This is a genomic window from Calothrix sp. CBUCES-K 9914 (assembly GCF_059640475.1).
Genome location: NZ_JBXXZH010000010.1, coordinates 1 through 22,601, shown reverse-complemented (window position 1 = coordinate 22,601; position 22,601 = coordinate 1). Strand labels below are relative to the sequence as shown.

Below are 22,601 nucleotides of genomic sequence, written 5' to 3'. Positions count from 1 at the left end.
TAGTGTGATTATCACTATATTGTTTGTGTATATATTTAAATTATATTTATAATTTATTTAGAATTTTGATTAAAAAACTGTCTATAAAAGGTTGGCGGAGATAAATTATCTCCCTATTGCTGCTATGTCAGATAACAGGACGCTTTTAATCGTTGATGATTGTGTGGAAGATAGAAAAGTCTATCGTCGATACCTCTTGAAAGACCCCGACTTCAGCTATGAAATAGTGGAGGCAGATTCGGCGGAAACTGGGCTGGCACTATCGCAGCAGATGCAATTTGATGTGGTTTTGCTTGATTTACATCTGCCGGAGATGAGCGGCTTTGAGTTTTATCAGTATCTTACAAGTCAAGGTTTACACGAAAGACCTTGCGTAATTATGTTGACTGGTCGTGGCGATGAGGTATTGGCGGTACAGGCAATGAAGCTTGGAGTCCAAGATTACTTAGTTAAAAACAATTTAAAATCGGATGTATTGCAGTTAGCGGTTAGAAATGCAATTAAGCAATTTTCCTTGCAAGCGCAGTTGAGTAAAACTCAAGAACGGCAGCGCTTAATTGCAACAACAGCGTTAAGAATTCGTCAATCGCTTGAGTTAGAGGAAATTTTGTATACGGCGGTAGAAGAGTTACAGAAGTTGCTTAAGTGCGGTGTTGCTGTGTATCAGTTTGCGTCAGATTTTTTTAGTGACGCGCAGTTGATGGAATCATCTTCTAGCCCACATGCTCAATTATTTGGGAGTTGTAAGCAAGTTGAGACGACAGGCACCCATTCTCATTGGCAATGTTCGGGTGCAGTCAGTAGTATTTATGAATCTGGTTTGAAACATCCGTATCAGTTAATTCTAAATCATCATGAACAAATAGATTTAGTTATCCCAATACATATAAGTCATGAAAGTCGGTTGTGGGGTGTGTTAGTTGCCCATCACGCTTCATCAGACAGGCTTTGGCAACCTGACGAAGTTGAAATTCTCAATCAAGTTTCAGTACAGCTAGCAATTGCGATTCAACAAGCTGAACTATTAGCGCAAACTCAAGCATCGCTTGTGAAAGAAAAGCAACTTAATGACTTTAAGTCCAAATTTATTAGTACAGTTTCTCATGAGTACCGCACACCTTTAGCTTCGATTTTGGCATCAGCATCGACGCTTCATAAATATGGTGATAAATTGGACGTGTTAAGACAGCAGCGTTTTTTAGAAATAATTGAGCAAAAAGCTCGACATTTGTCAAAGCTTGTTGATGACATGCTGTTCGTCAACTCTGTTGAACTCGATAAAACCAAGTTTAAAGCGGCGCCTCTCGACTTGACGCATTTTTTCTCCGATTTGTTAGAACAACACCGCTTGGTAGTAGGCGACCATATCGAGTTAATTTTTAAAGTTACTGGTAGTAGTGAATCATTTTGGGGGGACAAGGGGTTATTGCGACAAATGTTTACAAATTTGCTATCAAACGCGATTAAATATTCTCCTGATGGTGGAAACATAACCGTTCACGTGCTAAATAAAGAAACAGAGATAATACTTTATATTCAGGATGAAGGTATTGGTATTCCAGACACAGAACTGAAAAACTTGTTTCAATCATTTAATCGTGGCAGTAACGTCGATACAATTCCAGGTACAGGTTTGGGATTATTGATTGCTTCTTCCTGTGTTGAATTACACGGTGGCACTATTAACCTTGATAGTCTGGTTGGGCAGGGGACTTTAGTGACTGTTTATTTACCTAAAAACAAAAAATTGGCAAATAAAAATCCTGAAAAGGCTGGTTCGTAATTACCAGCCTTTAGTTGATTTTTGGATGATTTTTGGATGATTTTTGGACTACTTCTGGATTTCTTCGCGAAGCTGCTCTAAATCAATATAGCTATCGGCAACGTCAATCAAACTTTCGCTTGTCATCGAACTTAAACTGACTACTTCTACCTGCACTCCTTGGTATGCGACTGCATTGACAGCATAAGCTAAATCACCATCCCCACTCAACAATATCAACGTGTCGCAATATCTCGCTAGTGTCAGCATATCCACTGTAATTTCGACATCCATATTGGCTTTTTTGGAGCCATCAGGAAGATATACCAAATCCTTTGTAAATACCCGGTAGCCGTTTCGGCGCATCCACAATAAAAACCCTTGCTGTTTATCGTTACCATTATCGACTGGTGTATAAAAATATGCACGTAATAGCTGACGTCGTTTGACCAGACTACGCAGCAACTTAGTATAGTCAATTTCTAAATTCAAGTGCATCGCCGCATAAAATAGATTCGCACCATCTATAAATATTGCTACCTTTTCTTCGCTTGGATCACCGTTCGACCGAGTTTTACGACGTCCACGTCTCATTATCGCTGGAAAATTTTCGGTCGTACTCAATTCCATAATTCCGGGCATTATCGAGTCTTCCATAGGTGAAACTGCGCGAACTTTAGGATAACTTGTAGACTTTACGTCTGTAATCTCTGCATTACTCTGAATTTCTTCTAACTTCGGCTGTTGCTGCGCGTTTGACTCTATTTTCAATGGTAACTTTTTATTATTCCGAGGTTGTGGAAGCAGCTGCATAACTTTGATAACGCTCCTAGCGCGTATATTTTTTCACTCTTTCAAACGGCAACTGCTGTAACTATAGCAGTTGCAGGCCTCTATCGCTCTTAAAAAAGAACTATCGGCGCAAATGAACTTCTCGTTCTATATTTCCGAACTTACAAATTAAAATCAACTAACATAAATTTATAATTTAATATTTTCTTTATTTTTCACTACCTTTCAGTATTCTAATTGCAATTTTACAAAAAAGTATACAAAGTTTAATTATTTATTCACATAAAATTACTTTAATTTTCTTCGTAAGTAGAAAACATCAGGCTATTTGCTTGATAATACTATGTTATAGTGCATGAAATGCACTTAGATGCAATAAAACCTAATTTATTTATATTTTCTTAACATTACTAACATTTTATTTATATAACACAAATATTTATCAGTACACATGTGTTGATAGTTGTTAATAAAGTTTGTACTTAAAAACTTTAAATTTGTATTACTTTGGGTACTGAAATTCATCTATGATAGCATTTATTTTTGAAAATGGGTTATAGCCTATAGTGAGCAAAATATGCTATTCTGAAACCCCAATTTTTAATTTGGAGAACTGGTACAGAACAGCATTTTGTCAAAAATTAGTCAAAAATTCCAAGTAAACAATACCAAATTGTTTGAATCAACAGACTAAACTTGTAGCGGGTATTGATGTAAGGTAGATAGTGAACGCGCGTTCGTGTTGTAGCGAAGTGAGTATACTTGCGCTGTCGGCGCCATCCGACAATGCATTAATGGAAGACTAACAAATCACACACTGCTCAAAACAAAGTATTGAGGTTAGCGCGTAAGTAATTGATGTCTTAAATATTATCTATTTGAACTCTATTCTTGTTCAGTAATTCGTGCGTGGAGTATTGATTGTGACACAGACTATTATTTCTTAGTGCATTAAATGCTACAACACGAAACAATTTGTTAAGTACACATAACGGTATAACTTAGACAATAGAGGAATTGCTAGTAAAGTATTCCATCATCTGTCGGCGTCCGCTACCGCGATAGGGGATTGGCGATTGTGGCTTTTTGGGTCTGCCTTTTGATGCCATCATTATTGAAGATGCATCGGAGTGCAAGCTATTTTGGCACTCGAATGCAAAAGACCCAAAGCAGAATGAAGCTACCAAAAGTGAAATTACAGTACGCATAGCAGATGTTTATTTTAGAACTCTCCATCCACTAGTACTTAGTTTTATTTAGTGCATCCGGATGATTCAAAAAAAAGTATTTTTTTTTACTGCAACTAAAAACTTGATTCACTTTCTATATGTTCAGCAAGTAACCAATTGCCTGCTGAATTATAAGTACCCCAAACCTTTAGTGACTGACCGTTAATAGTTTTTGTGAGTTTGTCATTAATGTATGGATGTAAAGTAACAAGTTGCCAGGTCTGTCCTTGGTATTCGGAGGGTGTTTTGACGGTAAATACGTAATTTTGCTGATGATCAACATAGATAGTTCCAACTTTGAATTGATCTTTACGTGAGTTTACGTAATCTTTATGTCCGTCTAAATACTGAGGAATTTCCGAGCAACTTGAGGCGCCGCTTACGGGATAAGCTGTGGGATAATGTATATAATACTTTTGCCATTTTAACCATTCAAAATTGTCGAGGGTCAAGTTAAAGAATGGAACGATTGCAGCAGGAAAGTGTGAATTTTCGATTAAGGCAATTTGTAATTTCTCTACGGGTAAATACCTGGGATTTATATTAAGCTCGATACATATAGCAGCGGCCATACCTACAGCTTGACCAATATTCATGACAACAGGTTGGAGTCGAGTGGCGCCATTAGCGATATGAGATACAGAAATATTTTTTTCACAGGCAAAAAAACCGTCGATGTCAACACTTACTAGAGAACGATAACTTACAGTGAAAGGAGTTCCTGTCCAGCGTCCACCCCAACGAATCGATTTTGGTTGCAATGGAAACTCAATACCGGGATAATGATGGTCATTAGCATAGTTACCAATAGCAATAGCATCTTCATATAAAAATGCTGCGTTACCACCTGGTGCTGGCAGTATATCTTGTTCGCGCACCGTTGTTAAACCAATCAAACGTCGGCTCTCCCGATAATATGGATGTAATGCAAAACTCGTGAGTGCTGAGTGCTGAGTGCTGAGTTGAGGAAAGACGTTTGGTGCTAAACCGTAGCGGCGCCCCCCTGAACGGTTTAGTTGTGATTGAATGAAATGGGCGAAATTTAGACTGTGCCAGAAGCATTCCTGTAAAAATTCCTGACGTTTTGCTGACTCTGCAATTAATCTTTCTGCATTTACACCCCAATCATTACCTTTAAGAGGCCAGTTAATCATAAATCGATTCCCTGGTAGGCGCCCGTAGTTCATGAATTTTTCACCACCATAATTATCCCAGGCGCCAGTAAATAGCGATTCATCGTAATTAGGAGCTTTTGGAACAAGGGAAGCAGTATCTGAACCAAAGTCCTGCATCACTACTACCCACGTGGGCGCCTGTACAGAATATTTTGCAGTCAGAGAATTATATTCAACAGGGGCACTTTTTTCACCAAACTCAGATTGAAGCTCCCAACCCCAACGATGCGGTATTTCTCCTAAAGCAAGTAAATCACCTAGTTCCGTTCCATCGATAGTTATCTTGGCATGAACTGTAAAATCTGCAAATCTTACACCTGTAACGCAATTACCTTGACGCAGCACTTCTAATGGTATATGTCCAGAAATCCACTGTAAATTTGGTAATGCATTCACCCAGTCTGCGAATATTTGGGCGCCGATACGTGGTTCATAACTAAAAAAGCTAACCCAACTATTATCTAACCCTCCAGGTTGTCTTAAACGTAACTCGCGTAAAAATTCACCCCATAAACCCGTTTGAAAAGCTTCAAGTTCGTTACCATCAGGCGCCGTAACTCCTGCACTCGTAAGCATTCCACCTAACCAAGTAAATTCACTCACTAAAATTACTTTGGCGCCTCGTCTTGCCGCTTGTATCGCTGCCGCTGTTCCCCCTGTTCCACCACCAACAACTAATACATCTGTTGTATATATTTGATTATTCATTTTGACCTATACCTAATTAATTTCAAATATTGTAGGTTGGGTGAAACTCAACACACACCAGGAAGATGAAAATTAGTTTTATTGGTCTAGGAATTATGGGAAGTCGAATGGTAGCTAACCTACTCCGTCAAGGCTATGAAGTAGTAATATTTAATCGCACCAAAGATAAAGCTAGTTCTCTAATCAACAATGGGGCTATATGGGCAGATACTCCTAAAGTTGCAGCGAAGCAAGTTGAGATTATTTTTACCATGCTGGCAAATCCAGAAGCCATTATGAATGCAGCACTTGGAGAAAATGGCTTCTTAGATAACTTGGCGCCAAATTCTTTATGGGTAGATTGCAGCACAGTTAATCCCTCATTCTCACGTCAAATGGCAATGCTTGCTCAAAACAAGCAAGTTAGATTTTTAGATGCTCCTGTAGCTGGTTCTAAAAACCAAGCCGAAAAAGCACAATTAGTATTTATGGTGGGAGGAGATGCAACCGATATAAAAACTTGCCAACCTTTATTTGAAGCGATGGGAAGCAGGTTTATTCATGTTGGAGAACATGGCATGGGAATTTCTTTAAAGTTAGCAAACAACTTATTACTGGGTACAACAATGGCAGCATTTGCCGAAGCAGTAATATTAGGGCAAGCTTTGGGCATTTCACAAGAAATGTTACTCAAAGTTTTATTGGGAGGAGCAGTTGCGGCACCATTTTTATCAACAAAGAAAGAAATGCTTGAACAGGAAGATTACGAAGCTGAATTTCCTCTACAATGGATGCAGAAAGATTTACACATGGTAGCAATCGCAGCACATGAATCAGGAGTAGCAATACCAGTTACAAGTAATGTTAAAGAACTATATCGTTTGGCAATACAGCAAGGATTAGGAGAAAAAGATTTTTCAGCTATCTACAGCTTTCTAAAACAAGGTTCTAACTCTTAACTCTTGTAGAGACGCGACATGTCGCGTCTCTACACAAAGGAATACTCATAACCATCACCTGCTGCTTTATATCCAATAGTTTGATAAATATGGTTTGAAGTTGGGTTTGCTAAATCGGTATATAAGAAGCAGTATTTATATCCTTTTTGGAGATAATATTTACTTAACGCCGCAACACAAGCACTGGCATAACCTTTACGACGATATTCACTTGGGGTGTACACTACGCTTATTCCTATACCATTGGGTGTAATTCTGTTTCGATAAGCTAGTGAAACAGGTACTTCGTCTTCCCATACAAAAGCAGTTTGGTTGAGCAAACTATTATTTACCCAGTTTTCGGCATTACCGTTCGTGATACCAAGTGCTTCGAGTGAAAATGCTACTACCCACTGTTTAAGGATTTCTTTATCTTTCTCGGTGGCGACTCTAAAATATCCTGGTGGTTGAGCAAGTTGCTGCACTTTTTCGAGTTGAAACGCGCGCAGTGCCATTTTTAATTGATATGATTGACCAGTTATCGATGCCCAGGATGAAGCAAAAGCTTGTGACTCTGCAACAGGTGCATTTACACCTGGTAATAATTGTTGACGACTATGTAAATATTCAACTAAATCTTGCGCTATTAAATCTATTGCCGCTAAATTTTGAAATACTGAAAGTAGTAATGGGTGCGGCAGTGGGCATATTGCTACAGCAACTACCTGTTCATCAGCTTCAACTGTTGCTAGATATGGTAGAGAATTGAACTTCTGCGGGTTTTGAATTAATGAGTCACAAATGCCTAGCTGTACAGCATGTATGGCTTCGTGACGCAGCAAGTAATCTTTCACACGCGCGTAAAATTGACTTACATCTTGATATTGCCGAAGTATCATCTGATTTAACAAGGCTACAGAGTAACTACAGCAATTTTAAATCATTTGTGATAATAGTATGATGTAGGGATGCTTCGAGGTAATGTTTTTACAAGAAAGAAGGAAGAGTCATAGGCGGTTGTCGGGCACATAGTCAATGGGAAATCCGTCATTATCGTTGGTATAACATCAGCATTTAAGGACTTTCAAATAAAAAAATACCTAAAATGTTCTTGTGGGGTGGGCATAGAAACCCTGCCCTGAATAAAGGACGGTTGGGGACAGCCGTTCCACAAGATAGATGGAGAATTTAATTTTTGGAAGTTCCTTAGTATAAGTGCTGCTATAAAGATTACTGAAAAGTCATTATTAGAGGAGTTGGACGGTGAAAACTGCGCTTATTACTAAAACGCTTATTGCAACGCTTGGAATATTTACTTTATTTACACCATCACGCGCGTCTGCTCAACTTATACCCCAACCTTGGGTTTCTGTTGGTGGTAATGAAGGTGACGTAACTTACTCGGTTGGCGCCCGTGCTTTCGATATAGGTGCCGAACTTGGCTTTGGACCTGATGGTTCGACTGGGGTAGATGTTCTGAAGTTCTTATCTTTACCTTTTGTCTCTCCGTATGTTGGGTTGGGCTACTATTCCGAAGATAAAGGTGTTGCTTTTTCTGGTGGTGTCCAAGTTCGCGCTAGTGATAACTTTTTTGTAGGAGGCGGTTACAATTCTGTACGTGGTTTTAATGGACAGTTAGGAATTAGGTTTTAGTAAAACCCCAAACCCCCCGTACTCTTTTGGGGGGCTTAAGGAGCAAAGGGAATGAATAACATAAGTTAACGCAAATTAAGATAATATCCTTTACACAAATAAAAATACTTAAAGACAATTTTTGAAAAAATTGCTAGCATTTTTAGGTAATGATGGTAAAGTTTGTAAGGTCATTCAACTACCTTAAGGAATACGTCCAGTTTATGATGGTCTGAATTTATGTCGTGGTGTGTCTACCACTAAAAATTTGTAGCTAAGAAAGCAGTTTTAAACAGGCGTGTTGCAACTATATGTATCAATCGCGTGATTGTAATAGAATCAAAAAGTTGTAGAATCAACTTGTCTGGATTATTCCAGAATAACAGCAGTAAAGAGTGAAGTACAAAGTAAAGCGTTTAAGACAGCAAATCTCTTTTAATGCGATAAATTTAAATGGAACCTCCTTATGGAGCAAGGATTAAGGGTATTAATTCAGCTTGTACTAGAATTTGCACCCGTAGTGGCAAGTTTAGTACAAAAAAGAAACCAAGCAAGTTTAGCGCTTGCGAAACTTCAACCACCCAAAGAAGTTCAAGAGTTTCTCGAAGTCATAAATAATTCGCTCTCTGAAACTAATGCATCAGAATTAGAGGCAGTTGAGTTTGAACGGGAAAAGACAATTCAGCAGCAACTAGCTGTATACAACCGTCAAACTCAATTACATATAGCCAAGTATGAGCGGGAAACTGCACTAAATTTACCTGAAGTCAACCGAATACTTGATAGTTGGCCTCTACGGTTATATCCATCGCAAATTCTTGAATCTCACCATAGCAGTAGCGCGCGAACTCCGTTAAAAATATTTGTTGCTCCACCTAAGATTTTATTTGATAAATTTGATACTCGTGAAGCGGATGTTGCGGAAATTGAGCCTCGGTTAGCTGAGGGTTTGCGTGATTTTCTTAATTGTTATTACTCGCTACATAACCCGGTTCGTCCAACTGAATTTTTAGCAGGCGCCTGGTATAGTAAGAGGTTTCATAGTGAATCGAGTATTAAGGCTCTGTTTGGGATGTTAAAATCGGAGCCAATATTAATATTAGAATCAGAAACTGACGGAGATTATATTAATTTTCGTATCGGTTATTGGGGTTTAGGTCAAGACAACTATTATTACAAGACCATATCGCGAATATCGTATCGCGATATTATTTATCAGTCGGCAAAGAACCGCGCGCAACAGTGGAGGCAAATTCGCTCGGAATTGATAATACTGGGGGAAGATATAGACGAGATTAATCAAATGGGGGGCGATAATGTTTATAATTTAGACCTTTTAGAGCGCGAGGAGAAATGGAAACACAAAGGTATTGATACAAGTCAAATTTCTTTAAATTACCGAGTTAATCGTCAGGACTTTGATCAACTGTGTCAGGTACTAATTAACTGTCACTGTCTGGTTGCTAGCTGGATATCTGATGTATACCATTTGGTGTACCATGATGTTTCCCCATTACTACCCGAATTATTGCCGAGTTTGGTAAATGGTGGTATCGATATTCCTTCAGTTGGCGCCATTGCCGAAGGATATAAACAAGTTTATCAGGCATTGGAAAACGAGCGTCGCTACTGGGTTCCCGAATTAGCGCTACAGTTAGCAAACAGTCTATCGAGTTTGAATGACCCAACCTGGGCAAACGAACAAGTAACTTACTCACTTGAGACTTGGTTGCAACTCCATCAAATTTCCCCGGACGAGACTAGTAACCCGCTCAAGGAAATGTTAAACGCAGTTAAAATCGAAGACGAGAAATATATAAGCAGCTTGAAAGATTATTTTACTGCGGTTGGAGATACACAAAATCTGAATCTAGTAGAGGAAATGCTAGCGGCAATTAACGATTTAAAAAAACTGCGTTCTTCTGAGTATGCATACGTCATCAGTACTTTGACCGGACACGCTGAAAAAGTAACATCCGTCGTTGTTAGTCCTGACGGTAACACAGTTGTTAGTGGATGTGCTGACAGAACGGTAAAAGTATGGAACATTCACACAGGCAAACTTATTCGGACAATATCTGGACATTCGGGGGAAATATCTTCTGTAGCAGTTAGTCCTGATGGTATTTTTCTGGCTGTAGGGATTTCCGATACGCCTCGTAGCAATGTGAAAGTTTGGCATCTGGAAACAGGCAAATTAATTCATACGCTGCTTGGGCACAATAAACCTGTTAATGTCGTAAGCATCAGTCCCGACGGGCAAATACTAGCTAGTGGTAGTAACAAAATCAAAATTTGGAACCTGCAAAAAGGTGACAGAGTTTGCACGCTTTGGCATTCGTCGTCAGTTAACGCAACTGCCATTACTACTGATGGCACAATTTTAGTTAGCGGTACTAGCGATAACAAAATCAAACTATGGAATCCTCAAACAGGCGAACCGTTACGAACCTTTATGGGACATTCGGGAGAAGTTAAAGCTTTAGCACTTCATCCCAACGGACAAATTCTAGTCAGCGGCAGTACAGACAACACTATCAAAGTATGGGATTTGAACACAGGCAAAATCTTACACAACTTAATCGAACATGCTGGTGAAGTTAAAAGCCTTGCAGTCAGCCACGATGGTAGATTAATCATCAGTGGTAGCAGTGATAAAACAATTAAAATTTGGCACTTACCAACCGGAGAATTACTACAAACTTTAGATGGACATCAAGGTACGGTCAATTCTATCGCAATTAGTCCTGATGACCGCTTGATTATAAGCGGCTGTTCTGACAAGACTATAAAAATCTGGCAATTAACCTGAAAACTTTGTTTATATGGAAGTTTCAGTTTTTTTATCAGCTAAACCACATTCCGTAACTTTTGCTGCAATCTTGATGATTATTAAACAGTTATGCTTATACGGAATTGATAGTTCAAGGTTAAAAATACAAAAAGCTTGCTTTTCATTTTAGCTAGCTGTATAATTTTTATCAACGCCATCAATTCAATCAATAACTAAATACGTTGTAAATGCCATAGGCACCACAACACAACATGCTTTGTCAATTAATTGTAGTCAAAATTTTTACCAAGGAAAAGGTAGATGAATCCCTGGTATTGAATGTTAGAGTCTTGTGATTATATATCAATCTACCACAATTAATTGAAATTGCTATGTAAAAAAATAAGATTCCCAACTTCTTTAAGAAAGTTGGGAATCTGTGTCATTATATATCTACTGTATCTACCTAACGGGTAGTTCTTTTTCGATTTGAAGTAGGGCTTCGATACGTTTTTCGGTAGTTGGGTGAGTTCTAAACAAGTTTGCCAGAGACTCAGAAGAAAATGAATTGATAATTAATAGTGGTTCAAATGCGGGGTTTGCTGAAGCTTGTGGCATTTGTTTTGCCGTTGCTTCTAAACGTTGCAACGCGCGTGCAAGTGCGCGGGGGTTGCCTGTGATACGCGCGGCGCCGGCATCAGCAGCAAACTCACGAGTACGAGAAATAGCCATTTGAATAACAGTGGCACTTAGAGGCGCCAATATCATTGTTAATAGTACACCAATAAAATTACCACCACGGTTCTCATCATCACGGGAACCACCCCCGAACCAAAACAGGTTTTGCGCTAAGAAAGAAATGGCGCCAGCAACGGTAGCGGCAACAGCTTGTGTTAAAGTGTCGCGGTTAGCAATATGTGTAAGTTCGTGTGCAATAACAGCTTCGAGTTCATCTTCACTTAAAATGCTCATAATGCCTTCGGTGACAGCAACTGCTGCATGTTCAGGGTCACGTCCAGTAGCAAAAGCATTTGCAGTTGGTCCAGCAACAATACATACCCGTGGCATTGGTAAACCCGCGCGTTGGGATAACTTCTGCACCATCCGATAAAGTCTAGGTGCTTGTGCTTCCGTTACTTCTTGGGCGCCATAGACCGCTAAAGCAATTCTATCTGATTGATACCAAGAAAATAAGTTAGTAGCTGCTGCCAAACCAATACCGATGACCAAACCACCAGTTCCACCGATAAAGTAATAGCTAATTGCAATCAACAGACCACTTAGCGCAGCAAGCAAACCTAGAGTTTTGAATTGATTTCCCATATTTTTATATTCTCCTGAAGACTGCTATATTATTTCTTAACCTTAAGAGCCAACAGTACAATCTCATCACATCTTGATTGTATCAACTCAAACAAGAACTCTTCAGGTAGAAATTGCGCCATACTAAAGTACGGTTTTCCGTCTTATTTACTCAAAATGAATTAAGATATAGATGATATAAATATTCAGTTATATTACCGAGGCAGGATATGATAAGGAAATTATCGATACCAGATTTTAGAGAAAGACAAATGGGGCAAGTATTAGCTAATTTAGAAGTCACTAACCAGATTGATCAAATATTAGCCGAACGTGGTTTTATTTCAAAAGAAGAAGTCCGTTCCGTTACATTGACAGATGTTTTAGTGGATACAGGCGCAACATTATTATGCTTACCTTCATCTATTATCACTCAATTAGGTTTAGCTCAACTAGGAGAAACAGACGTTGAAACAACAGCAGGGCTACGAAAAGGGCGAATATTTAAAAATGTTGAATTGTGTATTGAAGGGCGCCTAGGTATTTTTGAATGCTTAGAACTTACCGAAGTACCCTATGCTTTATTAGGTGTAATACCAATGCAACGTTTAGGACTAGAGCCTGATTTAAAAAATCATCGCTTGCGACTACTACCAATGAATTCTGAGCAAAGTTATTTGACAGTTTTATAAATTAACAAAGTGACAAATGACCAAGAAATAAGAAATGTCATAGCAGTGAGTTTTGGCGCCATCGCAGGTGCTTTAACTGGTTACTACTTGTCATTATGGTTTGTACAAAAATTTGGTGCCAACTCAAACAAGAACTCTTCAGGTAGAAATTGCGCCCTAATAGAGTACGGTTTTCCGTCTTATTTACTCAAAATGAATTAAGATTTAGATGATATAAATATTCAGTTATATTACTGAGGTAGGATATTATGATGAAGTTACCGATACCGGATTTTAGAGAAAGACAAATGGGGCAAGTATTAGTTACTTTAGAGGTCACGAATCATATCGATGAAATTTTAGCCGAACGTGGTTTTATTTCAAAAGAAGAAGTTCGTTCCGTAACATTAACAAATGTTTTGGTTGATACAGGTGCCACATTATTATGTTTACCTTCATCTGTGATTACTCAATTAGGTTTAGTGCAATTTGGAGAAGCAAGCGTAGAAACAAGTGCAGGAATGAAACAAGGACGAATATTTAAAGACGTTGATTTGTGTATTGAAGGGCGCCAAGGTACTTTCAAATGTTTAGAACTTACAGAAGTGTCTTACGCTTTATTAGGTGTTATACCAATGCAAGATTTAGGACTAGAGCCTGATTTAAAAAATCATCGCTTGCGATTATTACCAATGAATTCGGAACAGAGCTATCTTACTGCTTTATAAATTAATAAATGGCAAATGAACAAGAAATAAGAAACGCAATAGCAGTAAGTTTAGGCGCCATCGCAGGTGCTTTAACTCGTTACTACTTGTCACTATGGTTTGTACAAAAATTTGGCGCCAGTTTTCCCTACGGTACATTTTTTATAAATATTACAGGCTGTTTAATTATGGGATTCTTTGCCACTTTAGCATTAGAGAAAATCCCAACTATGCCTCCAGAGATTAGATTACTTGTTGCAGTTGGTTTTTTAGGTTCATATACCACATTTTCAACTTACGGGTTAGACACTATTAATTTATTACGTACAGGTAACTTACTGCGCGCGGGTTTTTACTGGGCAGGTAGCGCTATACTTGGAGTTATTGGTGTGCAATTAGGTGTGATTATTGCGCGCGGGTTGTGGAAATGATTTAATTAAGTTTTGGTGATTTCAAAACCTAGAATACGACGAACGGCGCCTGTTTGTTCTGGTTCGAGAAATGTGTTAGCTGCGTAAGAGTTGATGCCATAGGTATTTACAGATAATGTTTTACCGTCAGCACTAATATCAAGCGTCACATAGTTAAATGTGTCTGGACTAAAAAAATCTATTGGTTCGCGGTGTTGGTCTGCTTGTGGGTCTCCTTCACGAAATACTTTTTGCAGTCCTCTGAATTTTGGGTCTAAACCAATAGGGTTAATGTTTTTGGCTTTTTGTAATGTGACAAGACCATCAGTTAAAAATTGAATTGACGCAAAGTCGTGCTTGGTAAATTTATCTGGACCACCGGCGCCTATTGGTCCTGCGACAATGGTAAAAGCGTTTGGACTGACTTTACCAGTGTTAGGATTGTTAAAATCTGTTAAGTAAGTTAAGTCGTTAACGCGGTTTTGATGGTCATCTGTAGTAAGAAAAACTACGTTCTCTATTTTGTTGTCGTCGATAAACTTGAGTATTTCATTGCGTTCTGCCCGATAATTACCATACCAAGATTTACCAGTATCATTGCCTATTTGATCAATTGGAGATGAAATTGCAACTATTTTCCAGGGTATACGTTTTTTCTGGGCATCTAAAAGCGTTTGCTTAAACCAGTTTAATTGAGTTTTGCCCAACATTGTACGCTTCGGATTATCTGCACGGGCGCCAATATCATCTCCGCTCTTCTCTGTTTTGATTCGAATATCGCGATAAGAACGGTCGTCTAAATTGATAAAAATACTATTTGCACCCCACTGCTGGGCAAAATAAAGCTGTTGCGTTTTATCTGTACGAGGGTCATTTGTTAAGGAAATCGTTTTCTCTCGAATTGGCTCATACTCACTATAAGCTTTAACTAAGGTTTTGAAACCCTCAGTTTTATTAAGAAATTTAGTGGCAGTGTTGACATCATATTGTGAGTCAGCAGCATCTACACCCTTACCTTCGGGAGTTCCCGCAGGCGCCCCACCGTTGATAAATTGTTTATTAGCAAGTTCATGGTTATCGATAAGCGTGTAATTACTGTTTGCTGCAAATAGCTTTTGTAAACCTGTAAAACCACCTGCTTTGACTGGTTCTAACTGTTCACGGTACTTACGACGGTAATCTAATAATGCTTGAGATTTATTGGTAAAAGGATCAGCAGTTGCTTCGGATATGGCACTTTTGGTTTCGTAGATTACATCACCCAGCAAAATAAAATAATCTAAATTCAGCTTGTCAAAATTTTGCGTCGAAGGGTATGGGCGCCATTGACCGTCAGCATCTCCACTAAATGCTAAACGTACAGGTACTTTTGCACTATTTAATGGCGCCGTTTTGAAGGTGCCAACTGGACTGGTTTGATTTTTGCTTAAAAACCTGTAATAGTAACGTGTACCACTTTTTAAACCTTTAATATCAAGCTTGGTAGTATAATCGCGCTTATAGTCTGTAGTAGTTTTTGTAGAAGAAACGATATTGCGAAATTTAGAGTCTGTGGCAATTTGGGCAGTTAAATTACTCACAATACCTTGCTTCGTAGCGGTATCAATAGCGCGCGTCCATAGAATAATACTGTTTTGAGTGGCATCTCCTGACGCTACACCGTTAAAACTGATGGTTGTTACAGCAAAACTTGGAGCAACTATAATTAGTATGGCGCTAGTTATTATCGCTAGACTTATAATGGTTAAATGCTTGAGTTTAAACACGGTATTTTAGCTTTATTGTTTGGCTCAGTAATTATATTGTTATAAAACGAACAAGCTTGATAAATTTAGCTTTTTTTTATTCTATACGGTTGATGAATCCCCCCTAGCCCCCTTAATAAGGGCAGGGCTGTTTCATTCTAAAAATAAAAATCGCTATTGCCCTTTGTGTTCTTCGTGTCTACCCTGCGGGAAATCCTCCGGATTATGTGGTTCTTTAAAGAAATAAACCACAAAGGGCACAAAGGGCACAAAGAAAAGAAGAAGTTACGTGTAATTTTGTAGAAAATTTAAACTGAACCTAATTTCCTTCCAAGAATGAATCAGCCCTGCCCTTATTAAGGGGGGTTGGTGGGATCAATTAACTCAAAAGTAACAATAAAGTCATTTTTATCCAAATTTCGTATTACCCTAAATAAGTCAACAAACTTAAGTAAGTGGCAAATGCGTGAGTCCTATAGCAATACAAACAAAATATCTATTATTATCCCAGTTCTCAATGAAGAAAAAAATATATTAGCAACTATTACTACTGCTCAAAAAAGTACAAATACGGAAATCATTGTAGTAGATGCAGGCTCAGAAGATAATACCTGTGATATTGCTAATACAACTTGTGTAAAAGTTATAGCTTCAGACCGAGGACGCGCGATACAAATGAACGCAGGCGCCGCAGTTGCAAGTGGAGATATTTTATTATTTCTCCATGCTGATACTTTGTTGCCGCCTAAATTTGATGATATGGTTCGTCAAGTTTTACAAAGACCTGGAGTTACGGCAGGTGCATTTGAACTAAAAATTAATGGCACACCTTGGGGCTTAAGATTGGTAGAATGGGGAGTTAAGGTGCGCTCCAAATATTTTCAGCTTCCTTATGGAGACCAAGCTATTTTTTTTAAAAGTGAAGTTTTTAATAAAATAGATGGTTTTCCTGAATTACCAATAATGGAAGACTTTGAATTAGTGCGACGCTTGAAGAGTATTGGAAAAATTGCGAGTATTCCAAAACCTGTACTTACTTCTGGGCGCCGATGGTTACAGCGTGGAATTTTCAAAACCATTTTGATTAACCAAATCATAATTATAGGGTATTTTCTGGGTGTTTCACCAACTCGATTAGCAAGTTGGTATCGAGTCAAAAAATTAAGATAAGTTTAAGACTGATTTTCTGGTTTTACCGACTGTGTTTGATTAAACATAATATAACTATATGGGCAAACTAAAAATCAAATTTGTGATTAAAATTTTATTAGTATGTCTTGGTGCCGCCACTGTGATTTTTATCGCAAAAGCATTAAATTTTCAAACCTTATTACAGCAAGCTTTAATTTGGGTGCAAAGTCTTGGTGTAATCGCTCCTGTAGCCTTTATGCTTATTTATAATTTAGCTACAATATTATTTATACCGGGTTCAGTTCTGACTTTGGGTGGAGGTGTTTTATTTGGTGTGTTTTGGGGGTCGATATATGTGTTTATTGCAGCGACTATTGGAGCGACTATAGCATTTCTAATTGGACGCTATTTATCACGCGATTGGGTATCACGACAACTTGAAAAATATCCAAAATTTCAGGCTATTGATTCTGCTGTTGCGCGTGAAGGTTGGAAAATAGTTTTTTTAACCCGCTTATCACCTTTATTTCCATTTAATTTATTAAATTATGCCTTTGGCATCACACAAGTTTCTCTTAGAGATTACGTATTAGGTTCGATAGGCATGATTCCCGGAACTATTATGTATGTTTATATTGGTTCGCTTGCGGGAGATATTGCGATGATTGGTATGAAGCAATCTGCGAATCCAGCATTACAGTGGGCTGTTCGCATTATTGGTTTTATCGCTACTGTTGCCGTAACAATTTATGTTACAAAAATTGCACGGAATGCATTAGAAAATAAGTAATTATCTATCCATAATAAAAATAATAAATATTATGTCAAATTCTGAACTTCCAAATTTTGAACCAAATTTTGAATCTCATCCAATTTATTTACGTCCAATGGATGAGTCTAACCAAAGACTTGTTTCTTTTACGCATCCACCAGATTGGGTTAACCCACAACCCGCCGATTATTATGATTTAGTTGTTATCGGCGCCGGTACTGCTGGTTTAGTTGTAGCAGCAGGCGCCGCTGGGTTAGATGTAGGGTTAAAAGTTGCGTTAGTCGAAAGGCATCTCATGGGTGGAGATTGCCTGAATTATGGCTGTGTCCCTTCTAAAACCATTATTCGTTCCGCGCGGGTAGTTGGAGAAATACTTCGCGCTAGGGATTTTGGTATTTCTACTTCTCATTATATTGAAGTTGATTTTCCTGAAGTAATGCAAAGGATGCGACGAATACGAGCTGCAATTAGCCATAACGACTCAGCAGAACGGTTTCAAAAGTTAGGTGTGGATGTTTTCTTAGGTAACGCGCGGTTTGCTTCGAGCGATACTGTGGAAGTTGCTGGAAAGTCACTGCGATTCAAAAAGGCTGTAATTGCTACTGGCGCCAGAGCTTCTCAATTAGAAATACCAGGTATTGAAACAGCTAAATATCTAACGAACGAAACAGTGTTTTCACTTACCCAACAACCACAGCGCTTTGCAGTCATTGGTGGTGGACCAGTTGGTTGCGAAATGGCACAGACGTTTAGAAGGTTGGGGTGCAAGGTGACATTATTCCATAACAGTTCACGCATCTTAAATAAAGAAGATGAAGATGCGGCACAAATTGTTCAAAATGCTTTTGTCTCTGAAGGGATACGTTTGGAACTCAATTGCCAAGTTGAACGAGTTGAAGCAACGAGCGATGGCAAACGAATTTATTTTAGTAGCAATGGTCGGCATGACACGATAACGGTTGACGAAATTTTAGCGGGTACTGGGCGGGTGCCAAATGTGGAAGGATTAAATCTGGAAGCAGTTGGTGTTGATTATGACGCACGTCGTGGCGTAATAGTTAATGATTATTTACAAACAACCAATCCAAAAATATATGCCGCTGGAGATATATGTATGGACTGGAAATTCACCCATGCGGCAGATGCGGCTGCTAGAATTGTGATTAAGAATGCTCTGTTCTCACCGTTTGGTTTATCAAAGCAGCGACTCAGCAGTTTAGTCATGCCTTGGGTAACATACACTGACCCAGAAGTCGCGCATGTTGGAATATACAGTTCACAAGCTCTAGAGCGCGGAATAAATACAAACACGATTAAAATTCCCTTCAGCACTTTGGACAGAGCTATCGCAGATGGAGAAGAAGAAGGTTTTGTAAAAATTCTTCACCGTCAAGGTTCCGATGAAATTCTTGGTGCTACAATCGTCGCGCGGCACGCAGGTGAAATGATATCCGAGATTACAACGGCAATTGTTAACAAACTTGGTTTAAACAAGCTTACCAGCGTTATCCACCCCTACCCGACTCAAGCTGAAGCAATTAGGAAAGCTGCCGACGCATACCGTCGCACCCTACTCACACCTCGGTCTAAACGACTTTTAAAGCTCTTGACTAAGGTATCGTGACCCATTGAAAGGGCTGGCAATGCCCACCCTACTACTACTCTACTCTTAAGTTTTGTAAAGGATATATTTAGATTTGTGTCGAATTAAAAATAAAATGTAAACTTTACAGACTAAGATAGACTTAATAACTTAATATTGTCTTAAGGTTTATGGAAGCACTGCTATGCTAGAAACAAAAACAAAGGCTAACGCAATGCGGGTATGTCCTATCAATTCTTCATTACTGCGCCACCTATGGTCAGTGGTCGAAGAAACCCAAGCTAATATCCTTCTGGGTTTTAGCGATACGGAACTCGTACAACAGCTACTCAGACAACTTCAATTTAGAGGAATACTAAGTACCGAAGAAATTGCTGCGTTAAGCGTTTATATCGATTCACGCTTAGTTCTGATTCGTGATTTGGCTTCATCTCGATAGTTATTTATCAGGTGCATTATCTACGTTTAGCTACTAAAATATGATGCAAATTATTACGCATAAACCAATGGCAACGGATACAACGGATGTAACGGATGGTTTGGTCGTTACAAACATCGTATAACATTCAGGCGCCAGTTAATAAATCCGTAGTATGGTAAATAAATCACCTATCCGTTACATCCGTTACATCCGTTGCAAATATTTACCCCCAGTAAACGTATACAGAATTACATACAAAGTTCCAAAGTTTTGAACAAAGTGACACAATTTAGAAATAATTCTTAGTGCCACAAGTGAAGTTCAAGCAGATGATACTTGGAACACAAATACTGCCTTTTCAAGGCTTATACGATATAGCTACTATCTTGTTATTAAGCTGTAATCTTAAATCGCGAGTTAAAAAGATAAGATTAGCAAGATTACTCGTCGCGGGACTAGTACCTATAATTACATCATTTCTAATTCAAGCCTCAATCTTTGCGGTTGAGTTACCACCCAAAACGGAAAAAAACAATCCAATCCAAATAGAGAATATTAAACCAGGGACTTCTGACTGGCAGTTGAGGAAACCAGCTATAAATCACGAAATTGAGGGATATGCTTCGCTGACAAGTGTAAATCGTGGTGATGAAATTAAGCTGTTTGTCAAGACTAAAGACCCTGCTTATACGATTGAGCTTTACCGTATGGGTTGGTACGGTGGTAAAGGTGGGCGCCAGGTAGCACCTGCAATATTTCGTAAAGCGGTAAAACAGTCGGTGCCGATAGTAGACGAAGCAACAGGGTTAATCGAATGTGATTGGAAAGACCCATATGTATTAAAAATACCTAATAATATCGATGACGCATCACAATGGGCAAGTGGGTTTTATTTGGCGAAGTTGACGGGTAGTCGAAGCGGCAAACAAAGCTACATTATTTTTGTTGTCCGCGATGATGGGCGCCCATCAGATATATTATTTCAATCGAGTGTGACAACGTACCAGGCATATAATAACTGGGGTGGTATGTCGCTTTATCGCTGGAATAGTAGTGGTAAGCAAGCGTCGAAAGTTTCGTTTAACCGTCCTTATGCAGCTAGTCCAAACAAAGCTGCTGCATACGGTGTAGGTGCTGGAGAGTTTCTAACCAACGTCCAACCCAAGCGCCGAACCTATAACGCAGGTTGGGAATATAATATGGTGCGCTGGTTAGAAAAAAATGGCTACGACGTTACCTACTCTACTAATATAGATACTCACGAAAACCGTTTAGATGAACTAAGCGGCAAACCATCGCTGCTGTTACACAAAGCATTTTTATCCGTAGGACACGATGAATACTGGTCTTGGAAAATGCGGCAAAACGTTGAAGCAGCGCGCGATGCGGGTGTAAGTTTAGGGTTTTTCTCAGCGAATACATGTTACTGGCAAATACGATTCGAGCCAAGTCGTATCGGTCGAGATATTAACCGCATTATTGTTGGGTACAAAGAAAGCAAAGCGTTAGACCCTTATGGACGTGATGAAAACCAAGATAATGATTATCTTGTAACAACGACATGGCGCTCTGAACCAATTAACCGTCCAGAAGATGCATTAATTGGAGTTATGTATGACACGTTCCAGGTAAATGCTGATGTTGTAGTTCCAAACACGGCGCCGCAATGGTTCCTTGCTGATACACAATTAAGTCAAACTGCAAGCCAAGCATCAAATAAATTATTAGCCTTCTTATCTCCAGACAAAGAAGAAATGCGACTAACCGGGTTATTAGGGTATGAAGTTGACAAAATGTTTAAATCGGCGCCGCCAACAACAATTCGTATCGCTCATACACCTTATCGTCACAGCGGTAGAATCAAGTATTCCGATATGACAACTTATACAGCCGATTCAGGAGCAACCGTATTTGCAACAGGTACAATTCAATGGAGTTGGGGTTTAGATGATTTTAACGCACCACAACTACGTCCTCAACTACTAAGTAAAGACGCGCAAGCAATAACGCGCAATGTACTAGCAAAAATGATAAAGAAAAAAGAATAGTCCCGCCTGACCGAATGCACAGGCGGGACGCCTATGCTACGCTGAAACTAGGCGCCGTAAAGATTCCGCTCGACGTTTTGCAATTGTGTTCTTTGCATCATACTTGAGTGCTTCTTCATACATTTCCAGCGCTTGCGTGGTTAGCTTTTTGCGCTCATAAGCATGTGCTAGGTTGTTGTAAGCAACAACATAATCACTCTTATATTTGATTGCTTCTTTATAGTTGCGAATTGCTAGGTCATACTGTTCTTGAGCAAAGTAGACGAAACCAAGTCCGTTGTAGATAGGGGCAACGCTTTCCTCACCTTCTTCTTCAGCGGTCTTTAAAGCTTTTTGAAATAAGGAAATAGCTTGTGAGTATAGTTTCTTCTCGGAATAAATGCTCGCAAGCTCATAATACTCCTGTGTTGTGCCTTTTTCTTTTGTCAACTTGTTCCGGAGTTTTGAGAAAGAACTTTCAACCCGACGAGTTTTAAAGATTTGCCGTACCACATTAACCAGTACGAATGCTAGTATCCCTACGAAAAAAGAGAGATAAACAACCGCTAATCTACTATCCATTGTTTTTATTAAACGTATCTTCGTTTTTATTATCGCCTGAAGTGATGAGTGCTGAGTGCTGAGTGCTGAGTTAGGAGTTAGGAGGTAGGGTGCGTGATGCCATAACAATCGTAAAGTCAGACTAATGAACTAGTAGCATCACGCACCTTACAAGTTAGGAGTTAGAAATTAAGAGTTACTACTCAGCACTCAGCACTTTCAACTCAGCACTTTGGAAGGTGGAAGTCCCCAGTACTTGATAC

At 39.0% G+C, this 22,601-nt stretch carries 19 protein-coding genes; 12 read left to right on the top strand and 7 right to left on the bottom strand.

Annotated features, from left to right (window positions below; genetic code table 11):
• The first annotated feature begins 124 nt into the window (after positions 1-124).
• Complete coding sequence (locus tag AC2JBO_RS03755) at positions 125-1,783, top strand: GAF domain-containing sensor histidine kinase (RefSeq protein WP_496952284.1); 1,659 nt, start codon at positions 125-127, stop codon at positions 1,781-1,783.
• A 48-nt stretch (positions 1,784-1,831) separates the two neighbouring features.
• Here the strand turns inward: AC2JBO_RS03755 and AC2JBO_RS03750 are convergent, their stop codons facing one another.
• From AC2JBO_RS03750 to AC2JBO_RS03740, 3 genes are all read right to left on the bottom strand, one after another.
• Complete coding sequence (locus AC2JBO_RS03750) at positions 1,832-2,575, bottom strand: LabA-like NYN domain-containing protein (protein ID WP_496952283.1); 744 nt, start codon at positions 2,573-2,575, stop codon at positions 1,832-1,834.
• Between the two features lie 980 nt (positions 2,576-3,555).
• Positions 3,556-3,762, bottom strand: coding sequence for a heterocyst-inhibiting protein PatX (gene patX, locus AC2JBO_RS03745; RefSeq protein ID WP_496952282.1), 207 nt, complete (start codon positions 3,760-3,762; stop codon positions 3,556-3,558).
• A gap of 95 nt (positions 3,763-3,857) precedes the next feature.
• The gene (locus tag AC2JBO_RS03740; RefSeq protein ID WP_496952281.1) at positions 3,858-5,666 is read right to left on the bottom strand and encodes an FAD-dependent oxidoreductase; all 1,809 of its coding nucleotides are present in this window, start codon (positions 5,664-5,666) and stop codon (positions 3,858-3,860) included.
• A 65-nt stretch (positions 5,667-5,731) separates the two neighbouring features.
• Here AC2JBO_RS03740 and AC2JBO_RS03735 point away from each other — a divergent pair, with 65 nt between their 5' ends.
• Complete coding sequence (locus tag AC2JBO_RS03735) at positions 5,732-6,604, top strand: NAD(P)-dependent oxidoreductase (RefSeq protein WP_496952280.1); 873 nt, start codon at positions 5,732-5,734, stop codon at positions 6,602-6,604.
• A 29-nt stretch (positions 6,605-6,633) separates the two neighbouring features.
• Here AC2JBO_RS03735 and AC2JBO_RS03730 read toward each other — a convergent pair whose 3' ends face one another.
• The gene (locus tag AC2JBO_RS03730; protein WP_496952279.1) at positions 6,634-7,482 is read right to left on the bottom strand and encodes a GNAT family N-acetyltransferase; all 849 of its coding nucleotides are present in this window, start codon (positions 7,480-7,482) and stop codon (positions 6,634-6,636) included.
• Between the two features lie 364 nt (positions 7,483-7,846).
• Here AC2JBO_RS03730 and AC2JBO_RS03725 point away from each other — a divergent pair, with 364 nt between their 5' ends.
• Positions 7,847-8,236, top strand: coding sequence for a hypothetical protein (locus AC2JBO_RS03725; protein ID WP_496952278.1), 390 nt, complete (start codon positions 7,847-7,849; stop codon positions 8,234-8,236).
• Positions 8,237-8,681: 445 nt separating this feature from the next.
• Positions 8,682-11,027, top strand: a complete 2,346-nt coding sequence (locus AC2JBO_RS03720; protein WP_496952277.1) for a WD40 repeat domain-containing protein — start codon at positions 8,682-8,684, stop codon at positions 11,025-11,027.
• A gap of 423 nt (positions 11,028-11,450) precedes the next feature.
• Here AC2JBO_RS03720 and AC2JBO_RS03715 read toward each other — a convergent pair whose 3' ends face one another.
• Positions 11,451-12,311: a M48 family metalloprotease gene (locus AC2JBO_RS03715; protein ID WP_496952276.1), complete on the bottom strand. Its 861-nt coding sequence runs from the start codon at positions 12,309-12,311 to the stop codon at positions 11,451-11,453.
• Between the two features lie 209 nt (positions 12,312-12,520).
• Between AC2JBO_RS03715 and AC2JBO_RS03710 the strand changes: the two genes are divergently transcribed.
• The 3 genes from AC2JBO_RS03710 (at position 12,521) to crcB (ending at position 14,099) form a co-directional block, all read left to right on the top strand.
• A complete protein-coding gene (locus tag AC2JBO_RS03710; RefSeq protein ID WP_496952275.1) occupies positions 12,521-12,982 on the top strand; it encodes an aspartyl protease in 462 nt (153 codons plus the stop codon).
• 248 nt (positions 12,983-13,230) lie between these two features.
• Positions 13,231-13,689 carry an aspartyl protease gene (locus tag AC2JBO_RS03705; protein WP_496952274.1) on the top strand — a complete coding sequence of 153 codons (459 nt, stop codon included), beginning with the start codon at positions 13,231-13,233 and terminating at the stop codon, positions 13,687-13,689.
• A gap of 8 nt (positions 13,690-13,697) precedes the next feature.
• Complete coding sequence (crcB, locus tag AC2JBO_RS03700; protein WP_496952273.1) at positions 13,698-14,099, top strand: fluoride efflux transporter CrcB; 402 nt, start codon at positions 13,698-13,700, stop codon at positions 14,097-14,099.
• A 5-nt stretch (positions 14,100-14,104) separates the two neighbouring features.
• On the opposite strand, the gene AC2JBO_RS03695 is transcribed toward crcB, so the two are convergent.
• Complete coding sequence (locus AC2JBO_RS03695) at positions 14,105-15,844, bottom strand: alkaline phosphatase D family protein (RefSeq protein WP_496952272.1); 1,740 nt, start codon at positions 15,842-15,844, stop codon at positions 14,105-14,107.
• A 441-nt stretch (positions 15,845-16,285) separates the two neighbouring features.
• Here AC2JBO_RS03695 and AC2JBO_RS03690 point away from each other — a divergent pair, with 441 nt between their 5' ends.
• From AC2JBO_RS03690 to AC2JBO_RS03670, 5 genes are all read left to right on the top strand, one after another.
• Positions 16,286-16,993, top strand: a complete 708-nt coding sequence (locus AC2JBO_RS03690) for a TIGR04283 family arsenosugar biosynthesis glycosyltransferase (RefSeq protein ID WP_496952271.1) — start codon at positions 16,286-16,288, stop codon at positions 16,991-16,993.
• Between the two features lie 58 nt (positions 16,994-17,051).
• Complete coding sequence (locus AC2JBO_RS03685) at positions 17,052-17,744, top strand: TVP38/TMEM64 family protein (RefSeq protein WP_496952270.1); 693 nt, start codon at positions 17,052-17,054, stop codon at positions 17,742-17,744.
• 31 nt (positions 17,745-17,775) lie between these two features.
• Positions 17,776-19,350, top strand: a complete 1,575-nt coding sequence (locus tag AC2JBO_RS03680; protein ID WP_496952269.1) for a mercuric reductase — start codon at positions 17,776-17,778, stop codon at positions 19,348-19,350.
• 163 nt (positions 19,351-19,513) lie between these two features.
• Positions 19,514-19,768 (top strand): hypothetical protein, encoded by a 255-nt coding sequence (locus AC2JBO_RS03675; RefSeq protein WP_496952268.1) that lies wholly within the window; start codon positions 19,514-19,516, stop codon positions 19,766-19,768.
• Positions 19,769-20,079: 311 nt separating this feature from the next.
• Entirely contained in the window at positions 20,080-21,798 is a 1,719-nt protein-coding gene (locus AC2JBO_RS03670) for a N,N-dimethylformamidase beta subunit family domain-containing protein (protein ID WP_496952267.1), read from the top strand.
• 36 nt (positions 21,799-21,834) lie between these two features.
• Here the strand turns inward: AC2JBO_RS03670 and AC2JBO_RS03665 are convergent, their stop codons facing one another.
• Positions 21,835-22,359: a tetratricopeptide repeat protein gene (locus AC2JBO_RS03665; protein WP_496952326.1), complete on the bottom strand. Its 525-nt coding sequence runs from the start codon at positions 22,357-22,359 to the stop codon at positions 21,835-21,837.
• Positions 22,360-22,601 lie beyond the last annotated feature (242 nt).

Bases quoted from the DNA above. Each gene is read 5' to 3' on its own strand.
- AC2JBO_RS03730 (WP_496952279.1), bottom strand. From the start codon at position 7,482: ATGATACTTCGGCAATATCAAGATGTAAGTCAATTTTACGCGCGTGTG.
- AC2JBO_RS03750 (WP_496952283.1), bottom strand. From the start codon at position 2,575: ATGCAGCTGCTTCCACAACCTCGGAATAATAAAAAGTTACCATTGAAA.
- AC2JBO_RS03665 (WP_496952326.1), bottom strand. From the start codon at position 22,359: ATGGATAGTAGATTAGCGGTTGTTTATCTCTCTTTTTTCGTAGGGATA.
- patX (WP_496952282.1), bottom strand. From the start codon at position 3,762: ATGCGTACTGTAATTTCACTTTTGGTAGCTTCATTCTGCTTTGGGTCT.
- AC2JBO_RS03670 (WP_496952267.1), top strand. From the start codon at position 20,080: ATGATACTTGGAACACAAATACTGCCTTTTCAAGGCTTATACGATATA.
- AC2JBO_RS03735 (WP_496952280.1), top strand. From the start codon at position 5,732: ATGAAAATTAGTTTTATTGGTCTAGGAATTATGGGAAGTCGAATGGTA.
- crcB (WP_496952273.1), top strand. From the start codon at position 13,698: ATGGCAAATGAACAAGAAATAAGAAACGCAATAGCAGTAAGTTTAGGC.
- AC2JBO_RS03720 (WP_496952277.1), top strand. From the start codon at position 8,682: ATGGAGCAAGGATTAAGGGTATTAATTCAGCTTGTACTAGAATTTGCA.
- AC2JBO_RS03715 (WP_496952276.1), bottom strand. From the start codon at position 12,311: ATGGGAAATCAATTCAAAACTCTAGGTTTGCTTGCTGCGCTAAGTGGT.
- AC2JBO_RS03710 (WP_496952275.1), top strand. From the start codon at position 12,521: ATGATAAGGAAATTATCGATACCAGATTTTAGAGAAAGACAAATGGGG.
- AC2JBO_RS03690 (WP_496952271.1), top strand. From the start codon at position 16,286: ATGCGTGAGTCCTATAGCAATACAAACAAAATATCTATTATTATCCCA.
- AC2JBO_RS03755 (WP_496952284.1), top strand. From the start codon at position 125: ATGTCAGATAACAGGACGCTTTTAATCGTTGATGATTGTGTGGAAGAT.
- AC2JBO_RS03705 (WP_496952274.1), top strand. From the start codon at position 13,231: ATGATGAAGTTACCGATACCGGATTTTAGAGAAAGACAAATGGGGCAA.
- AC2JBO_RS03680 (WP_496952269.1), top strand. From the start codon at position 17,776: ATGTCAAATTCTGAACTTCCAAATTTTGAACCAAATTTTGAATCTCAT.
- AC2JBO_RS03740 (WP_496952281.1), bottom strand. From the start codon at position 5,666: ATGAATAATCAAATATATACAACAGATGTATTAGTTGTTGGTGGTGGA.
- AC2JBO_RS03685 (WP_496952270.1), top strand. From the start codon at position 17,052: ATGGGCAAACTAAAAATCAAATTTGTGATTAAAATTTTATTAGTATGT.
- AC2JBO_RS03675 (WP_496952268.1), top strand. From the start codon at position 19,514: ATGCTAGAAACAAAAACAAAGGCTAACGCAATGCGGGTATGTCCTATC.